Origin of the sequence: Frigoribacterium endophyticum (genome assembly GCF_011759585.1) — a bacterium.
GTDB classification, from domain to species: domain Bacteria; phylum Actinomycetota; class Actinomycetes; order Actinomycetales; family Microbacteriaceae; genus Frigoribacterium; species Frigoribacterium endophyticum.
This window is the reverse complement of record NZ_JAAOYV010000003.1, coordinates 118,251-134,071: the sequence shown is the minus strand read 5'-3', so window position 1 is coordinate 134,071 and position 15,821 is coordinate 118,251. Positions and strand designations below refer to the sequence as shown.

At 75.9% G+C, this 15,821-nt stretch carries 17 protein-coding genes; 6 read left to right on the top strand and 11 right to left on the bottom strand.

Annotated elements, in window-relative coordinates; translation table 11 throughout:
* Positions 1-60 precede the first annotated feature (60 nt).
* Positions 61-1,596, top strand: a complete 1,536-nt coding sequence (locus tag FHR77_RS15045) for a tyrosine-protein kinase domain-containing protein (RefSeq protein ID WP_167261638.1) — start codon at positions 61-63, stop codon at positions 1,594-1,596.
* Positions 1,597-1,673: 77 nt separating this feature from the next.
* Here FHR77_RS15045 and FHR77_RS15040 read toward each other — a convergent pair whose 3' ends face one another.
* The 6 genes from FHR77_RS15040 to FHR77_RS15015 form a co-directional block, all read right to left on the bottom strand.
* Entirely contained in the window at positions 1,674-2,696 is a 1,023-nt protein-coding gene (locus FHR77_RS15040; protein ID WP_167261637.1) for a beta-ketoacyl-ACP synthase 3, read from the bottom strand.
* Positions 2,693-3,283, bottom strand: a complete 591-nt coding sequence (locus FHR77_RS15035; protein ID WP_167261636.1) for an acetyltransferase — start codon at positions 3,281-3,283, stop codon at positions 2,693-2,695. Before FHR77_RS15035 ends, FHR77_RS15040 begins: the two co-directional genes overlap by 4 nt.
* Positions 3,284-3,360: 77 nt before the next feature.
* Positions 3,361-4,110 (bottom strand): SDR family oxidoreductase, encoded by a 750-nt coding sequence (locus tag FHR77_RS15030; RefSeq protein WP_167261635.1) that lies wholly within the window; start codon positions 4,108-4,110, stop codon positions 3,361-3,363.
* On the bottom strand, positions 4,107-4,340 hold the full coding sequence (locus FHR77_RS15025; protein WP_167261633.1) for a phosphopantetheine-binding protein: 234 nt from the start codon (positions 4,338-4,340) through the stop codon (positions 4,107-4,109). The genes FHR77_RS15030 and FHR77_RS15025 overlap by 4 nt, the downstream gene beginning before the upstream one ends.
* A gap of 91 nt (positions 4,341-4,431) precedes the next feature.
* A complete protein-coding gene (locus tag FHR77_RS15020) occupies positions 4,432-5,463 on the bottom strand; it encodes a 3-oxoacyl-ACP synthase III family protein (protein WP_341777408.1) in 1,032 nt (343 codons plus the stop codon).
* Entirely contained in the window at positions 5,460-5,705 is a 246-nt protein-coding gene (locus FHR77_RS15015) for an acyl carrier protein (RefSeq protein ID WP_167261631.1), read from the bottom strand. The genes FHR77_RS15020 and FHR77_RS15015 overlap by 4 nt, the downstream gene beginning before the upstream one ends.
* Before the next feature lie 110 nt (positions 5,706-5,815).
* Between FHR77_RS15015 and FHR77_RS15010 the strand changes: the two genes are divergently transcribed.
* Positions 5,816-6,628, top strand: a complete 813-nt coding sequence (locus FHR77_RS15010; RefSeq protein WP_056056078.1) for an HAD-IIA family hydrolase — start codon at positions 5,816-5,818, stop codon at positions 6,626-6,628.
* A gap of 27 nt (positions 6,629-6,655) precedes the next feature.
* Here the strand turns inward: FHR77_RS15010 and FHR77_RS16720 are convergent, their stop codons facing one another.
* From FHR77_RS16720 to FHR77_RS14985, 5 genes are read right to left on the bottom strand one after another with little or no spacing between them, the layout of a single operon-like run.
* The gene (locus FHR77_RS16720; RefSeq protein WP_167261629.1) at positions 6,656-8,836 is read right to left on the bottom strand and encodes a septum formation family protein; all 2,181 of its coding nucleotides are present in this window, start codon (positions 8,834-8,836) and stop codon (positions 6,656-6,658) included.
* Positions 8,833-9,384 carry an orotate phosphoribosyltransferase gene (pyrE, locus tag FHR77_RS15000; RefSeq protein WP_167261627.1) on the bottom strand — a complete coding sequence of 184 codons (552 nt, stop codon included), beginning with the start codon at positions 9,382-9,384 and terminating at the stop codon, positions 8,833-8,835. The genes FHR77_RS16720 and pyrE overlap by 4 nt, the downstream gene beginning before the upstream one ends.
* Positions 9,381-10,682 carry an O-antigen ligase family protein gene (locus tag FHR77_RS14995; protein ID WP_167261625.1) on the bottom strand — a complete coding sequence of 434 codons (1,302 nt, stop codon included), beginning with the start codon at positions 10,680-10,682 and terminating at the stop codon, positions 9,381-9,383. The genes pyrE and FHR77_RS14995 overlap by 4 nt, the downstream gene beginning before the upstream one ends.
* Before the next feature lie 54 nt (positions 10,683-10,736).
* On the bottom strand, positions 10,737-11,369 hold the full coding sequence (locus FHR77_RS14990; RefSeq protein WP_167261623.1) for a GntR family transcriptional regulator: 633 nt from the start codon (positions 11,367-11,369) through the stop codon (positions 10,737-10,739).
* Complete coding sequence (locus FHR77_RS14985; protein ID WP_167261621.1) at positions 11,354-11,587, bottom strand: hypothetical protein; 234 nt, start codon at positions 11,585-11,587, stop codon at positions 11,354-11,356. Before FHR77_RS14985 ends, FHR77_RS14990 begins: the two co-directional genes overlap by 16 nt.
* 151 nt (positions 11,588-11,738) lie before the next feature.
* Here FHR77_RS14985 and FHR77_RS14980 point away from each other — a divergent pair, with 151 nt between their 5' ends.
* The 4 genes from FHR77_RS14980 (at position 11,739) to FHR77_RS14965 (ending at position 15,813) form a co-directional block, all read left to right on the top strand.
* Positions 11,739-12,575, top strand: a complete 837-nt coding sequence (locus FHR77_RS14980) for an exodeoxyribonuclease III (RefSeq protein ID WP_056056065.1) — start codon at positions 11,739-11,741, stop codon at positions 12,573-12,575.
* A 133-nt stretch (positions 12,576-12,708) separates the two neighbouring features.
* Entirely contained in the window at positions 12,709-13,863 is a 1,155-nt protein-coding gene (locus FHR77_RS14975) for an aminotransferase class I/II-fold pyridoxal phosphate-dependent enzyme (protein WP_167261619.1), read from the top strand.
* Positions 13,850-14,530 carry a sugar transferase gene (locus FHR77_RS14970; RefSeq protein ID WP_167261617.1) on the top strand — a complete coding sequence of 227 codons (681 nt, stop codon included), beginning with the start codon at positions 13,850-13,852 and terminating at the stop codon, positions 14,528-14,530. Before FHR77_RS14975 ends, FHR77_RS14970 begins: the two co-directional genes overlap by 14 nt.
* Complete coding sequence (locus tag FHR77_RS14965) at positions 14,527-15,813, top strand: glycosyltransferase (protein WP_167261615.1); 1,287 nt, start codon at positions 14,527-14,529, stop codon at positions 15,811-15,813. The genes FHR77_RS14970 and FHR77_RS14965 overlap by 4 nt, the downstream gene beginning before the upstream one ends.
* The last annotated feature ends 8 nt before the right edge of the window (positions 15,814-15,821 follow it).

Sequence of the window (15,821 nt, the reverse complement as noted above, 5' to 3'; positions counted from 1 at the left end):
GTACAATACCGACTGCTCGGCTCGCCGTCGAGAGTCCGCACCCGATCGGAGCGAGAGCCGATGTCCCTGTCCGACCACCTCCACGTCCTGCGCCGCTCCTGGTGGCTCGTCGCCCTCGTGACCCTGCTGGGGCTGGCGGTCACGGCCGTCGTCTCGGGCGCCTCCCCGCGGGTGTACGAGTCGAGCACGCAGCTCTTCGTCTCGGTGCGCGGCACGAGCACGAGCACCGCGATCGAGGTCGGGCAGGGCAACGCCGCCGCGCAGCAGAAGGTCCGCAGCTACACCGACGTCGTCACCAGCTCGCGCGTGCTCGAGCCGGTCGTGCTGCGGCTCGCCCTGCCGATGAGCACGAGCGAGCTCGCCGAGGCCGTCACCGCGACGGTGGCCGCGAACAGCGTCGTCCTGACCATCAGCGTCCGCGACACCGACCCCGCCCGCGCGGCCCTCATCACCGACGCGGTCAGCGAGAGCTTCCGCGACGTCGTGGTGGGCAGCCTCGAGGCCTCGCCCGACGGCGGGGCGAGCCTCGTCGGCCTCGAGGTGCTGGAGCCCGCGGTCGCGAGCAGCGCGCCCGTCTCGCCCCGCACCTCCCGCGACCTGCCCCTGGGCCTCGCCCTCGGCGCCGCCGTCGGCTACCTGGGCGCCCTCGCCCGGCACCTGCTCGACACGCGGGTGCGCTCCGGCGACGACGTCGAGGCGGCGGGCGAGACCGTCCTCGGGGCGACGCTCCACGACCCCGACGCCCAGCTCCGCCCGCTGACCGTGCAGCACGACCCCCGCGGCACGAGGGCGGAGGCGTACCGCTCGCTCCGGACGAGCCTGCAGTTCGCCGACGCGGGCAGCGACGCCCGGGTGGTCGTGGTGACCTCGGCGCTGCCCGGCGAGGGCAAGACCACGACCACCGCGAACCTCGCCGTGACGCTGGCGGAGACCGGCGCCCGGGTGGCGTTGGTCGACGCCGACCTCCGCCGGCCACGCCTCGCGGAGATGATGGGGCTCGAGGGCGCCGCGGGCCTGACGGACGTCCTCATCGGCCGGGCGGGGCTCCGCGACGTGGCCCAGCCCTGGGGCCGCGACGGCCTCGACGTCGTCGCCGCGGGCCAGGTGCCGCCGAACGCGAGCGAGCTGCTCGGCTCGACGCGCATGCGCGAGCTCCTGGTCGAGCTGAGGGCGACCTACGACTACGTCCTCTTCGACGCACCCCCGCTGCTCCCGGTCACCGACGCCGCCGTCCTCAGCCACGTCGCCGACGGAGCCCTCGTCGTCGCCGCGCTCGGCCACACCCCGAGGGCCCGCCTGGAGGAGGCCCTCGCCCACCTGCACCGCATCGGCACGCGGGTGGTCGGCGTCGTCCTGACCATGCACCCGGTCGGCCGAGGAGGTGCCTACAGCGCCCCCTACGCACCGGTCGTGACGCAGGGACCGGCCGAGCGCACCGCGACGTCGGCACCGGCCCCCGCGGCCGCGGCGCCCACGCCGTCGGTCTCGGCGATGTCCGAGACCCCGGTGAGCCGCCCCTCCTCGACGGGCTCCGAGCGTCGCGCCCGCGGTCGCCGGGCGGCACCGCGCCGGGCCGCCGACGAGCGCCGCGCCTGAAGGTCCAGCCCGACCCGTGCTGGATGCGCGCTGACGAACGGGCCGCGGCGTCGATCCCCCTCGTCGCCCGGCGGGCGTCAGAGGTCGACGACCACGGCCCCCCAGGAGAGACCGACGCCGAAGCCGACCAGGAGGAGCCGCATGCCCGGGCGGACCTGGCCCGTCTGCAGGGCCGCCGCCAGGGCCAGGGGGATCGACGACGACGTCGTGTTGCCCACGTCGCTCATCTCCACCACGAACTTCTCCGGCGAGAGGTCGAGCTTGCGTCGCAGCGTCTCGAGCATGAAGGCGTTCGCCTGGTGCAGCACGACGGCGTCGATGTCGTCGAGGGTGAGATCGGCGCGGGCGAGGGTCTCCGCGACCGCTCGCGGCACCGCGCGCAGCGCGAAGCCGAAGACCTCGGCGCCGTCCATGAAGAGGTCGTGACCGTTGCTCTCGAGGCCCCGCGCCTCCGGCGACGCCGCAGGAGCGAGACGGTCGCCGTCGGCGAGGCCGCCGGTGGGCACGATGAGGTGTCGCGCGCCGGAGCCGTCCGTCCCGTAGCTGAAGCCCCGGAACGTCGGCGACCCGGCCGACGCGGAGACGAGGGTCGCGCTGGCCCCGTCGCCGAAGATCGTGCGGAGCGGGGCGTCGGAGGGGTTCACGTAGCGGCTCAGGGTGTCGGCGGTGAGCAGCAGGACCGAGTCGGCCTGCCCCGAGTCGATGAGCGCGGACGCGGCGCCGAGGCCGTAGACGTAGCCCGAGCAGCCCATGCCGAGGTCGAACGCGCCGACGTCGGTGCGCAGGCCCAGGCGGTCCTGCACGAGGCACGAGGTCGACGGCATGGCGTGGTCGGGCGTCTGGGTGCAGAGCAGCACGAAGTCGATGCTCGCCCTCTTCAGCCCCTGCTCATGGAAGAGGGCCTCCGCGGCGGCCACGGCGAGGTCGGCGGTCGTCTCGCCGAGCGCGACGACGCGGCGTCTGTCGATCCCGGTCTTCGCCGCGATCTTCGCCACGCTGACCGGGGCCAGCTCAGCGTCGAGCCGGGCGTTGTCGACGACGGTGTCGGGCACGTGCCCTGCCACCGCTCGGAGGGCGGCGAACCGCCGCGGCGCGGTCACGGACTCCCCGCCGCGCGGCCGGCGGAGGTCACCACGACCGCCGGGTTGCCGAAGACGGTGTCGCCGGGCGCGACCCGTCGGAGCACGACGCTCCCGGCCCCGACCGTCGCTCCGGCCCCGACGCGCGCTCGCGGCAGGACGGTGGCCGAGCTGCCCACGACCGCGCCGTCGCCGACTGTCACGGCGCCCAGCAGCTGGGCGTACCCGTGGACGGAGACGTGGTCGCCGACGACGACGTGGTGGCCGACGAGGGCCCCGGTGTTGAGCAGGGCGTGACGGCCGATGCGCGTCGAGGTCGACACGACCACGTGGGGGAAGAGCACCGATCCGTGGCCGAGCTCCGCCCCGGCCAGGAGGATGACGGTCTCGTGCACGAAGGTCGTGAAGACGGCGCCCTTCTCCGCGAGCGCCCCCGTCACCCGGCGCCGGGCGGACGGGTCGGCGATGGTGCAGAGGACGAGGTCGCCGGGCCGGGGCCCGTGCGCCTCGACGGTCGAGACGACGCCCGGTCCGCGGGCGACGTCGTCGACGAACACCACGTCGCCGATGCCTCGTGCGTCGCGCCAGCCGACCGCGGACGAGATCATCGCAGCGACCTCGTGCCCGGCACCTCCGGCCCCGACGAGGACGAGGCGGCCACGATCCGCGGCGGACGGTGGCGAGGTCATCGCGCCGTGTACCCGCCGTCGACGACGAGCGAACTGCCGGTGATCCACCCCGCGTCGTCCGAGAGCAGGAAGCGCACGGCGGCCGCGACGTCCTCCGCGCGGCCCAGGCCGAGAGGGTGGGCGTCGACGACCCGCTGGAGCCCCTCCGGCCCGATGGCGCGCCGCAGCTGGTCGATCATCGGCGTCACCACGGTGCCCGGGCAGACGCAGTTGACCCGGATGGACTCCCGGGCCAGCTCGAGCGCCAACGACTTGGTCATCGTGACGACGGCCCCCTTCGAGGCGGAGTACGCGGCTGCGCCGGGCTGGCCGACGAGGCCCAGCACCGACGAGACCAGGACGACGGAGGCGCCCTCCACCCGGCAGGACCGCCGGCGGAACGCCCGCGTGAGCTGCAGCGCCGACAGCACGTTGATCGTCAGCATCTGGTCGACCAGCTCGGCCGACGACGCGCGGACGGGCTGGACGGCCTGGACGCCGGCGCAGTGCGCCAGCCCGCTCAGGGGCCCCTGGTCGGTGACGACGCGGTCGACGAGGGTGCTGCAGGCGTCGGGGTCGGCGAGGTCGGCGACCCAGGAAGCGTGACCCTCGCCCGGGAGCTCCGCCAGGACGGCGGCGAGCCGGTCGACGTCGCGGCCGGCCGCGGCGATCCGGTGGCCCCTCGCGGCCAGGTCGAGCGCCGTGGCACGCCCGATGCCGGACGAGGCGCCGGTCACGAGGACGAGCGGGGCGGTCGAGGTGGTCACGCGACGGACGGGAGGGTGAGGTCGTGCAGGTCGCGGACGGTGGTGCAGTCGGCGAGGCGCTGCGCGTCGACGGTGACGCCGAGGGCGACGTCGACCCGGGCGATGAACTCGACGTTCGACAGGGAGTCCCAGCCGAGGTCGTCGAGCTGGTCGTCGAGCGAGAGCGCCGTGACGCTGACGTCGGCCTCGACGAGGTCGTGGACGAGGGCGAGCAGGTCGGAGGTCTCCACGGGAGGGCCCTTCGGGTCGAGCCCCCGCGCGGGGACATGGCTGATGTGCTATTGATACATTAGCAGACCGGTTGATCCACCGACAGCCCCCTCAGAGCCGGACGACGACGGCGGCCCACGAGTAGCCGATGCCGAAGCCCACCAGGGCGACCCGGTCGCCCGTCCCCGCACGCCCGGCACGGACGGCGGCCTGCAGCGCGAGGGGCACGGACGACGAGGCCGTGTTGCCCGTCGTGGCTAGGTCGACCATGAACTTCTCCCGCGGGAGGCCGATGCGGCGCCGGAGGCTCTCCAGCATCACCGCGTTGGCCTGGTGGAAGACGAAGAGGTCGACGTCGTCGACGGTCAGCCCCGCCCGTCGGAGGCAGGTGTCGAGGGCCCCCGGGACCGTGCGCAGGGTGAAGGCGAACACCTCGGGGCCGTCCATGTGGACGTCACGGCCCGACGGGGTCAGCCCCCGCGCCTCCGGCGACGACCCCGGCGCGCGCTCCTCGCCCGAGGCTAGGCCGCCGTTGACCGCGAGCAGGTGGCGGACCCCCCGCCCGTCCGTGCCGAAGGTGGCGCCGAGGAACCGCGGGCCGTCGGCGCCCCCGGTGACGAGCGCCGCCGTCGCCGCGTCGCCGAAGAGCACCCGGAGCTGCGGGTCGCCGGGGTTCACGAGGCGCGTCAGGGCGTCGGCCGTGACGAGCACCACGCGCTCCGCCTGCCCCGTCTCGACGAGGCCCCGGGCGAGCGCGAGGCCGTAGACCCACCCCGAGCAGCCGAGCGAGACGTCGAGCGCCGCGACGTGCGACCCGAGGCCCGCACGCTCCTGGACGAGGCAGGCCGTGGCGGGCAGCACGAGGTCGGGGCTCTGGGTGCAGACGATCAGGGCGTCGACGCTCGCGGGGTCGAGGTCGTGCTCGGCGAGCAGCCGCCGGACGGCGGCCGCCGCCAGGTGCGACGTCCACTCCCCCGGGGCCGCGACGTGCCGGGCGTGCACGCCCGTGCTGGCCGCGGCGCGCGCGACGTCCCAGCCGGGGTGCTGGGCGACGAGGTCGTCGTCCGTCAGCACCGCCTCGGGGAGGTACGACGAGAGGGCGGCCAGCTGCGCGTGCACGGGCACGGCCACGGGCACGGTCACGACGCGGCGTCGACGGTCGGGCCCGCGGCGCGGACGACCGCCAGGACGTCGTCGACCGTCCGACAGGACGCCAGGTCGGCGGGCTGGACGAGGAGCCCGCGCCCGACCTCGAGCTCGACGATCAGGCTCACGTCGGTGAGGGAGTCCCAGCCGAGGTCAGCGAGCGCCGTGCCGGGCTGCACGCGGCCGCGGTCGACCAGGGCCACGGAGGCGACGGTGTCGAGCAGCGATGAGGTGTCCATGGAGTCTCCTTCGTGACATGTGGAACACAGGATAGCGCCTGCATGCCCTGTGCGTACATGCCCCCGTCGACCCGCTCCGTCGCCACAGTGGTCGCCGGTACAGTGTCGCCATGGCTGATCGAAGCGACGTGGAGTGCTGGCTGACCGACATGGACGGCGTGCTCGTGCACGAGAACCACGCTCTGCCGGGGGCGGCCGACCTCATCCAGCAGTGGCAGGACGAGGGCACGCCCTACCTCGTCCTCACCAACAACTCGATCTTCACGCCGCGCGACCTGGCCGCGCGCCTCCGCGCCTCCGGGCTCGACGTGCCCGAGGAGCGCATCTGGACCTCGGCCCTCGCGACGGCCGACTTCTGCCGGTCGCAGATGCCCGGCGGCTCCGCCTTCGTGATCGGCGAGGCGGGCATGACCACCGCGATGCACGAGGCCGGGTTCATCATGACCGAGACGGCCCCCGACTACGTCGTGGTCGGCGAGACCCGCAACTACTCGTTCGACGCCATCACGAAGGCTGTCCGGCTGATCCGGGCCGGGGCGCGGTTCATCGTGACGAACCCGGACGCGACGGGGCCGAGCGCCGAGGGCGTCCTGCCCGCCACGGGCGCCATCGCCGCGATGATCCAGGCCGCCACGGGCAAGACGCCCTACGTGGTGGGCAAGCCGAACCCGATGATGTTCCGGTCGGCGATGAACCGCATCGGGGCGCACAGCGAGAACACCGCGATGATCGGCGACCGGATGGACACCGACATCATGGCCGGCATCGAGGCGGGCCTGCACACCATCCTCGTCATGACCGGGATCAGCGACCAGGCCGAGATCGACCGGTACCCGTTCCGGCCCAACGAGGTGCTGAGCGGGGTGCACGAGCTCGTCCGGGCCGAGCCGCTCGAGAGCGACGTCGTGCCCTCCGAGCTCTAGGCGCCGTCGACGCCCCCGGCTCGGGCGTCAGCCCGCCGTCGGCGCGAGGCTCGTGGTGAAGGGCTCGCCGCTCGAGCGCGTCACGAAGCACGAGTAGGTGCGGTCGCCCGCGTCCCAGTCGGCGGCCGTGACCGGCCAGCTCGCGACGAACTGGACGTCGCGGTACGCCCCGGCGGCCGTGAGGTCGAGGGCCTCGGGCGACGTGCACAGCACCGACATCTGGTTCTGCAGGGTCTCCGAGCCCGGCCAGGGCGCCCCGGCGTCACCGGGCAGTGCGCCCTGCGACGCCAGCTGGGCGACGTGCGGTGCCGCGCAGTCCACCACGTCGTAGTCCTGCTGCCACGCGTTCTCGAACGACGAGAAGCACTCTCCGCCCTGCAGGTCGCTCCAGGGGTGGCTGCCCGCCGCGAGCGGCCCGGTGGCGGCGGCGGACTCCTCGACGGGGGCCGGGGCGGCCGTCACCGTGGTCGGCGCCGAGGCGGGCTCGCTGGTCGCCGCGGGGTCGGCGGAGGCCGAGTCGCCGGAGAACAGGGAGCGGCCGAGGAAGAAGAGGGCGACGAGCGCGAGGACGACGACGACCGCGGCGCCGACGACGAAGAGCACGAGCCGACTGCGCGGCGACCCGGTGAGCGCGGCGAGCCGGCCGGCGGGCCGCGCCCCGCCGCGGCGCTCGTCGGGAGCCCCGGCCGCCGTGGGCGGCACCCAGGCCGAGGAGGCGCGGGCCGGGCCGTCAGCGCCTGCCCCTGCCCCTGCCCCGAACGAGAGGCCGGGGAGCTCGCCCGCGGCCTCGGGAGGCGCGGTGCGCGCGCGCTCGACGGGCTCGGCGGGAGCGGACGGCACCGCGGGCGGGCGGTAGGGCTCCGGGAACCCGGAGGCGGCGGCGCCGGGAGGCGCGACAGGGGCCGCGCCCCCGAGGTCGGTCGGCGTCGCCTCGTCGCGCTCGGCGTCGTCGCCGCCCAGCGACCACGACCTCGTCACCGCGTCGTCGGCGCCGGGCGTGCCGAGCGTCTCGGCGTCGAGACGGTCGACCTCGAGGGGGACGTCCTCGACGACCGGATCGTCACGGCCCGCGTCGGACTCGACCTCACCGGGGACGTCGTCGAGGGCGTCCGGGTCGCCGGACGGGTCACGGTCGGCGGCCCGGCCCGCCAGCGGCACGATGCCGAGGATCTGGGTGAACGAGGGCTCGACGACCGGCGCCGACGCCGACGCGGACGGCTGCACAGCCGGAGCGACGGCGGGGGCGCCGTCGCCGTCGAGCAGCGGCGCGGGCGGTGACGAGAGCGGCTGCGCCGGAGGCACGGCCACGCCCGCCGCCTCGGCGAGGCGACGCTCGCGGCGGGTCATCTCGTGGTGCTCCTCCACCCACCAGGGAGCGGTCGAGCCCGCGGCGTCCTGCACCGGCTGAGGCTCGGCGGGCGACACCGCCACGAACTCCGCCGGCGGCGCGACGTCGGGAGAGGGGTCCGGCTCGGTCCGGGGCTCGGGCTCCGGCTCGGGCTCGGGCTCGGGCTCGGGCGTCGCCTCATCCGCTGCCCCCGGGACCGGGGCCGCGGGCACCTCGAGGGCGCGCGTCGGCAGGTCGGTCTCGACCCGCGACTCCTCGGGGGCCTCGCCGGCGGGCGCCGAGGCGGGCGGCAGGGCCTCCCAGTCGAAGGACGCGGGAGGCGCGGAGCCCGCAGCCGGGGCCGCCGCGAGCAGGGCGGTGAACGGGCCGGGGACCTCGGCGGCTCCGTCGTGGCCGGGCTCGGGCTGCGGCGTGGACTCGGGCTGGGGCTCGGGCTGGGGCTCGTGCTTCCCGCCGGGCTCGCTCCCGGAGACGGGCCCGGAGGGCGTCGCGGGGGGGACGGTGCCGGCCAGGGCGCCCAGGTCGAGCGCCAGGGGGTGGCCGCCGCTCCGCGGGACGTCGTCGCCGGCCGCGGGCGGCGGCGGGACGGCGAGCGGGGCGCGGGGCGCCTCGGTCGGGGCGGCGTCGGCCTGGGAGGAGAACGAGAGCGCGGTCGTCGCCGCGTCGGGCTCGGGGCTCACGACGGGCTCGTCAGGCAGATCGGGCAGGTCGGGCTCGTCGCCCCCTTCGGTCGAGGTGCCGCCCTCCGGCGGGAGCTCCTCGTCGGTCGGCACGCCCTCGCCGTCGAACTGGGCCGCGAGCCAGTCGCTGGCGTCGTCGGGCTCGGGCGCCTCGTCGCGCCCGGGCCGGTCGTCGGTCACGGCTCCAGCCCCAGGTCGGCCAAGCCGATGGCCGCGTAGTAGGGGTAGCCGGCCGCCTCGATCACCTCACGGGCTCCGGTGCTCCGGTCGACGACGACGGCGACGGCCGCGATCTCGGCCCCGACCGCCTCGAGGGCCCGGGCCGCGGTGAGGGGCGAGCCGCCGGTCGTCGAGGTGTCCTCGAGCACGACCACGCGCTTGCCCGCCAGGTCGGGGCCCTCGACCTGCCGACCACGGCCGTGGTCCTTGGGCTCCTTGCGGACGACGAAGGCGTCGTAGTCCTTGCCCAGGGCCACGCCCTGGTGCAGCACGGCGGCGGCGATCGGGTCGGCGCCCATCGTGAGGCCGCCGACGGCGAAGACGTCGGGGACCTCGTCGATCAGGTCGACCATGACCCGGCCGATCAGGGGCGCGACGCGGTGGTCGAGGCTCACCTTCCGGAGGTCGATGTAGTACGACGCCTTCTTGCCGCTCGTGAGCGTGAAGTCGCCGTGGAAGACGGCCTCGGAGCCGATGAACTGGATGAGCTGCGTGCGTGCGTCGGTCACGGTTGACCAGCGTAGAGCAGGCGGCTCCGAGCGCGCCCGGCGGTCGTCGACCCTCGGCGGCGCGGATCCGGCCGCCCGCCCGGAGGCCCTGACCAGGCGAGCGCCAGGGCGACCCAGGCGAGACGGTTGCCCGCGAGGTCTCCGGAGACCGACGCGTTGAGCACCGCCGCCACCGCGACCCCGAGCAGGACGACGGCCACCCCGTCGACGCCGCCTCCCTCCGCGCCGCGCCGTGCGCGGTGCAGCAGCCGCACGAGGGAGGCGACGACGACCGTGAGCACCGCCGCGCCGGCCGGCCAGCCGCCCTCGACGAACGCCTCGAGCACGAGGTTGTGGGCGTACTGACGGTCGCCGGAGCCGGGGACCGCCTCGGACTCCCCGAGCACCGTGACGAAGCCGCCCCACCCGGTGCCGCCCGGGCCCCCGTCCCGGAGCGCCCGGAACGCTGCCCGCCAGAGAGGGAGCCGCCCCTCGGCTCCGGTCACCTCGCCCGTCAGCACGAGCCCCAGCCGGTCGGCGCCCGGGGAGTCGCTGACGACGACGCCGACGCCGGCCGCGACCAGGGCGGCGGCGAGCCCCGCGACCCGGCGCCGGCGCCCCTCCCGCACGACGAGCGCGACGACGACCAGGGCGAGGGCCGCGGCGAGCACGGGGCCCCGGGAGCCGGTCTCCACGCCGGCGAGCGCGGCCACGACCGCGCCGGCGAGGAGCCGCAGGCGGGGTCGCCGGCCGGGCAGCACGAGCACGGCCCCGAGGATCAGCGCCGCGGTGGCGGTCGCCCGACCCGCCGCGATGGTGTTCGACCCCTCGAGCGCGGCCCGCCCCCACTGCGACGCGTCGCGCGGGAGCACCTGCAGGGCCGCCACCGTCACGAGCCCCCACCCCGCCGTCCAGGCGAGCCAGAGCCTCCGCCGCCGACGGGTCGAGAGCAGCACCACGCTGGCGGCCACGACGACGAGGGTCAGGGCCATCCCGGCCAGCTTGGCGCCCTGGTAGCCCTGCGGCACCTCGACGAGCGCCCCGGGCAGGAGCGCGACGACGAGGAGGACGGCCCCCGGGGGCACCCGGACGACCTCGAGGCGGGGCGCGAGGTGGAGCGCCGCCCCGACCCCCGCCGCGGCGGCGGCGACGACCGTGAGGTCGACCGGCACCGCCGCGAGCGCCGGGCTGCCCTTGACGCCGCTGACGACCAGCACCGCCGAGCAGAGCGCCGCCGCGACGTGGTCGCGGAGGGACGACCTCGGCGACGGCGCGCCGGGCGGGGTCGACGACGCCGACGTCTGGCTCGTGCGGGACATCGGACCTCCGGGATCGGTCCGGCGATGATAGCCCGGGATCCTGGATGTGATGTGTCAGTATAGGAGTGGTGCTCCGTCCTCGTCGAGCCGTGCTCCGCCGAGCCACCCGGCGCCCCGGGCCCGCAGGGACTCGACGCGACGCCTCGCGTGCTCCGTCAGCACCTCGGGCGGGGCCCCCACCCGGGCGTGCTGCACGAGCATCCGGAGCCGGGCCTCCTCGCAGGCGAGGACGTCGTTGCCGACCCGGCCGGCGAGGTCGGCCATGAAGAGGAGCCACCGGTCGTGGCGCTCGGGCGCCTCGTCGGCCGCGGCGGACGCGGCGGCCGCCGTCAGCTCGAGGAGGCACTCCCGCTCGGCGGGGGCCGGGGCGGCCCCCACCGTCGCGAGCACGGCGTCGTGGACGATGTCGAGCACCTGCGCCGTGGCCTCGAACCGCTCCGGGTCGCCGGGCCGGACGAAGGTGCCCCGGTAGGGCTCGACGGTCACGAGACCGTCCGTGCACAGCCTCGTGATGGCGTGGTCGACCGGGGTCCGCGACATGTCGAGCCAGTGCGCGACGGCGCCCAGGTCGATCCGCTCGCCGGGACGGAGGGCGCCGGAGAGCAGGGCGTCTCGCAGCTCGCCGCAGGCCCGGCCGGCGGCGTCGTCGCGCTTCGGGATCCGCCGGGGCGTCAGCGGGACGGGCACGGCGCACCCCCCTCGTCCGCGCCGTCGTCGCCGCAGCCGGGGCGGCCGCCGGCGTCACGCGAGCGCAGCCACCGGGAGGTGGACGCCTCCAGCACCTCCAGCGGGAGGGGCGGCCAGAAGAAGTCCTGGACCCGCACCACCCCCTGCGCGACCCGGGCGAGCCTCTCGTCGACCGTCCCGGCGGGCCCCGGCGACACCTGTCGCTCCTGTGCTGTCATGTCACCGTTGTAGCGGGCGACCGCCCCGCCGTCACGTGAAATCTTTTGTTCTGCTGAGAGCGGCGACCGGACCGGTCTGGACCGCGGTCCGCCACCGCGCCTCCCCGGGGCCTCCCGCGCCGATCGGCACGCCCGGCGCTAGCGTGGGCGCATGCGTGTCGCCACCTGGAACGTCAACTCCGTCCGCGCCCGAGCCGGGCGGGTGGTCGACTGGCTCGTCCGCGAGGACGTCGACGTCGTCGGCCTGCAGGAGATCAAGTGCAAGCCGGAGCAGTTCCCCTACGAGGCCTTCCGCGAGGCGGGCTACGAGGTGGAGCTGCACGGCCTCAGCCAGTGGAACGGCGTCGCCTTCGCGAGCCGGCTGCCCATGGACGACGTCGAGGTGACCTTCCCCGGTCAGCCCGGGTTCCTGAAGGGCCAGGAAGGGCCCGACCAGCCGAAGGAGGCGCGGGCCATCGGCGTCACGGTGGAGGGCGTGCGGATGTGGTCGCTGTACGTCCCCAACGGGCGGGAGCTCGGCGATCCGCACTACGCCTACAAGCTCGACTGGCTCGCCGAGCTCGCCGACCGCACCCGCGGGTGGCTCGAGGAGAGCCCCGACCTGCCCCTCGCGCTGATGGGCGACTGGAACGTGGCGCCGCTCGACGCCGACGTCTGGGACGTCGCGGTCTTCGAGGGGCACACCCACGTCAGCGAGCCCGAGCGGGCGGCCTTCGCGGAGTTCGAGCGGGTCGGCCTCCGCGACGTGGTGCGGCCCCTCGTGCCGGAGGGCTACACGTACTGGGACTACAAGCAGCTCCGGTTCCCGCGCGACGAGGGCATGCGGATCGACTTCGTGATGGGCTCGCCGGCGTTCGCGGACCTCGTCACCGCGGCGGCGATCCACCGCGAGGAGCGCAAGGGCGACGCACCGAGCGACCACGTGCCCGTGGTGGTCGACCTCGAGCTCGAGACGGAGCTCGACGACGACCGGCCGATGATCTTCTGACCCCGCGCGCGCCGGGCTGACCGCACGCTCGGCGGGCCAGGGCAGACGGATCGGTCGACGCGTGAAATGTCACGTAGTACACTGACGCATCACGAACGGCCTGACGAACGGGCCGCCGAGCGTCAGGAGCCCCGTGCGCCGAACCGTCCTGCTGTCACCGCCCGACGTCGGGCCCCTCGAACGCGAGGCGCTCCGACGCGTCGGCGAGGGCAGCTGGTTCGCCCCGCTCGGCCCCGAGGTCGACGCCTTCGAGCGCGAGCTCGCCGAGACCGTCGACCGGGCGCACGTCGTGGCGACGTCGTCCGGCACGGCGGCCCTCCACCTGGCGCTCGTCGTCGCCGGGGTCGGCCCCGGCACCGTCGTGCCGACCTCCACGTTCACCTTCGCCGCGACCGCCAACGCGATCCACCACGCGGGCGCCCGCCCCTTCTTCGTCGACGTCGACCGCGACACGGGCAACCTCTCGCCGGCCCTGCTGGCCGGCTCCCTCGACGACCTCCGCCGTCGGGGAGTGCCGGTCTCGGCCGTGCTCCCGGTCGACATCTACGGCCGAGCCGCCGACCACGACGCCATCGCCGCCGTCGCCGCGCGCCACGGCCTCCCGGTGGTCGTCGACGCCGCGGAGTCGCTGGGGGCCCGCCACGCCGGCCGCCCCGCCGCGGCCCACGGCCTCGCCTCCGCGATCTCGTTCAACGGCAACAAGATCGTGACCACCTCGGGCGGGGGCGCCGTCACCTGCGACGACGACGAGATCGCCGGGCGGGCCCGCAGTCTCGCCGCGCAGGCCCGCCTGCCCGTCGACCACTACGAGCACGCCGAGGTGGGCTGGAACCACCGGCTGAGCAACGTGCTCGCCGCGCTGGGCCGGGCCCAGCTCGCTCGGCTGCCCGAGATGGCCGCCCGACGCCGGTCGGTGCGGCGGGCGTACCGCGAGCTCGTGCGGGCCGTGCCCGGCGTCGACCTGTTCGCGGCCGACGACGACGCCGACGACAACTGCTGGCTGACGTCGGTCGTGCTCGACCCGGCGTCGGGCCTCGCACCGGCGGAGGTCGCCCGGTCGCTCGCGGAGCAGGGCATCGAGACGCGACGCCTCTGGAAGCCGCTGCACCGGCAGGGCGCCTTCCACGCCTCCGGGAGCCGCGTCTCCGGCGTCGCCGACGAGCTCTTCGCCACGGGCCTCACGCTCCCCAGCGGGTCGTCGCTCGACGACGACGACCTCGACCACGTGCTGACCGCGCTCGCCACCGCCCTCGCCCGACCGGGAGCCGGTGATCGTGGCCGCGCGTGACGCCTCCCGCGCGGGAGGCGGGCGCGCCCGGGCGGCCCTCCGCGACCGGGCCAAGCGCGCCCTCGACGTCACGGTGGCGACCCTGGTGCTGACGGCGACCGCTCCGCTGCTGGCCGTCGCCGCCGCCGCGGTCGCCGTCGACCTGGGCCGGCCCGTCGTCTTCCGACAGCGTCGCGCCGGGCTGCACGGCTCCCCGTTCACGCTGGCCAAGCTGCGGACGATGAGGGAGGTCGACCCCGCGCGCGGGCACGAGACCGACGCGGAGCGCCTCACCCGTCTCGGGGCCCTCCTCCGGTCGACCAGCATCGACGAGCTGCCCGGGCTGCTCGCCGTCCTGCGGGGCGACATGAGCCTCGTCGGGCCGCGCCCCCTGCCCGTCCGCTACCGCGCCCGGTACTCGGCCGAGCAGGCGCGGCGCCACGACGTGCGCCCCGGGGTGACCGGCCTGGCCCAGGTCGGCGGGCGCAACGCCCTCGACTGGCCCGCGCGCCTCGCGCTCGACGTCGCGTACGTCGACGCCCGGAGCACCCGGCTCGACCTGGTGATCCTCGCGCGCACCGTGGGCGTCGTCCTCGGGCGGCGCGGCACCGCGCAGCACGGCCAGGCGACCTCCTCCGAGTTCTTCCCCCCGACGCCCCCCGCCGATGCCCTCCAGGAGCCCGCATGACCTCGCCCCGCCCCGCCCTCGCCGCCCCCGAGCACCGTCGACCCGGGATCGGGCGAGCACTGCGACGCCTGCTCGGCGGCCGCCGAGGGCCCGCCTTCGACGTCGCCCACCTGAGCAGCGTCCACCGCTGGACGGACAACAGGGTGCACATGCGCGAGGCCGCCACCGCGGCGAAGCACCACCGGACGCTCCTGGTCGCCGTCGACAGCCCGACGACCGTGCCCGAGACCGGCGTCCACGTCGTCCTGCTGCCCCGCCGTCGCCGAGCAGCGAGGGTCGTGCTCTCGACGTCGCAGGCCGCGCTCCTCGCCCTCCGCTCCGGCGCCGGCGTGGTCCACCTGCACGACCCCGAGCTGCTCCTCGTCGTCCCCGTGCTGAAGCTCGCGGGCCGCCGGGTCGTCTTCGACGCCCACGAGGTGATCAGCGAGGCGACCGCCGACAAGGACTACGTGCCCGAGGTGCTCCGCCGGCCCTTCGTCCTGCTGTCGCGCCTCCTCGTCTGGTTCGCCGGCCGGGCCTCCGACCACGTCGTCGTGGCGACGGCCATCACGGCCCGCGACTACCCGGCCCACAAGACCACCGTGGTGCACAACTTCCCGCGGCTGCGGGCCCAGGAGGAGGCCCTCCGGCCCCTGGCCGACCGCGCGCCGCGCGCCGCGTTCATCGGCGTCGTGAGCGAGGCCCGCGGCTCCCGCGTGATGGCCGACGCCGCCACGAGCCCGGACTTCCCCGCGGGGTGGCACCTCGACGTGGCCGGCGGGCCCTACCCCGACGACGCCCTCTCGGTGTTCGACGACGCCGTGGCGGCCGGGCGGGCGACCGTCCACGGCCTGCTCTCCCCGGAAGACGCCCGCGACCTCCTGCTCGACGCCCGCGTCGGCGTGGTGGTGCTGCAGCCCGGCACGGCCTACGAGAAGGTCTTCTCGACCAAGCTCTTCGAGTACCTCGCCGCTGGCCTCCCGGTGGTGTGCTCCGACTTCCCCGTCTGGCGGGAGGTCGTCGAGCCCTACGGCTGCGTGCGCTTCGTCGACCCGACCGACCCGGACGCCGTCGCCCGGGCCCTCGCGTGGTACGCGGAGCACCCCGACGAGCTGGCCCGGCAGGGCGCCGCGGCCCGACGAGCCGCGGTCGAGGTCTTCGACTGGGCGAAGGAGGAACCCGCCCTGCTCGGCGTCTGGGCCGCGCTCGGCGCCCCCGACCGGGCGGCCGTCGGCGACGGCCCCGTCGCCCCGGGCTCGGTGCGGGCGCGCCGCGGCGCCACCCGCCCCGGCCCCGCCCGGTGAGCGGCCGA

Bases quoted from the DNA above. Each gene is read 5' to 3' on its own strand.
- FHR77_RS15045 (WP_167261638.1), top strand. From the start codon at position 61: ATGTCCCTGTCCGACCACCTCCACGTCCTGCGCCGCTCCTGGTGGCTC.
- FHR77_RS15015 (WP_167261631.1), bottom strand. From the start codon at position 5,705: ATGGACACCTCATCGCTGCTCGACACCGTCGCCTCCGTGGCCCTGGTC.
- FHR77_RS14995 (WP_167261625.1), bottom strand. From the start codon at position 10,682: ATGTCCCGCACGAGCCAGACGTCGGCGTCGTCGACCCCGCCCGGCGCG.
- FHR77_RS14985 (WP_167261621.1), bottom strand. From the start codon at position 11,587: ATGACAGCACAGGAGCGACAGGTGTCGCCGGGGCCCGCCGGGACGGTC.
- FHR77_RS15010 (WP_056056078.1), top strand. From the start codon at position 5,816: ATGGCTGATCGAAGCGACGTGGAGTGCTGGCTGACCGACATGGACGGC.
- FHR77_RS14965 (WP_167261615.1), top strand. From the start codon at position 14,527: ATGACCTCGCCCCGCCCCGCCCTCGCCGCCCCCGAGCACCGTCGACCC.
- FHR77_RS14980 (WP_056056065.1), top strand. From the start codon at position 11,739: ATGCGTGTCGCCACCTGGAACGTCAACTCCGTCCGCGCCCGAGCCGGG.
- FHR77_RS15035 (WP_167261636.1), bottom strand. From the start codon at position 3,283: ATGATCTCGTCCGCGGTCGGCTGGCGCGACGCACGAGGCATCGGCGAC.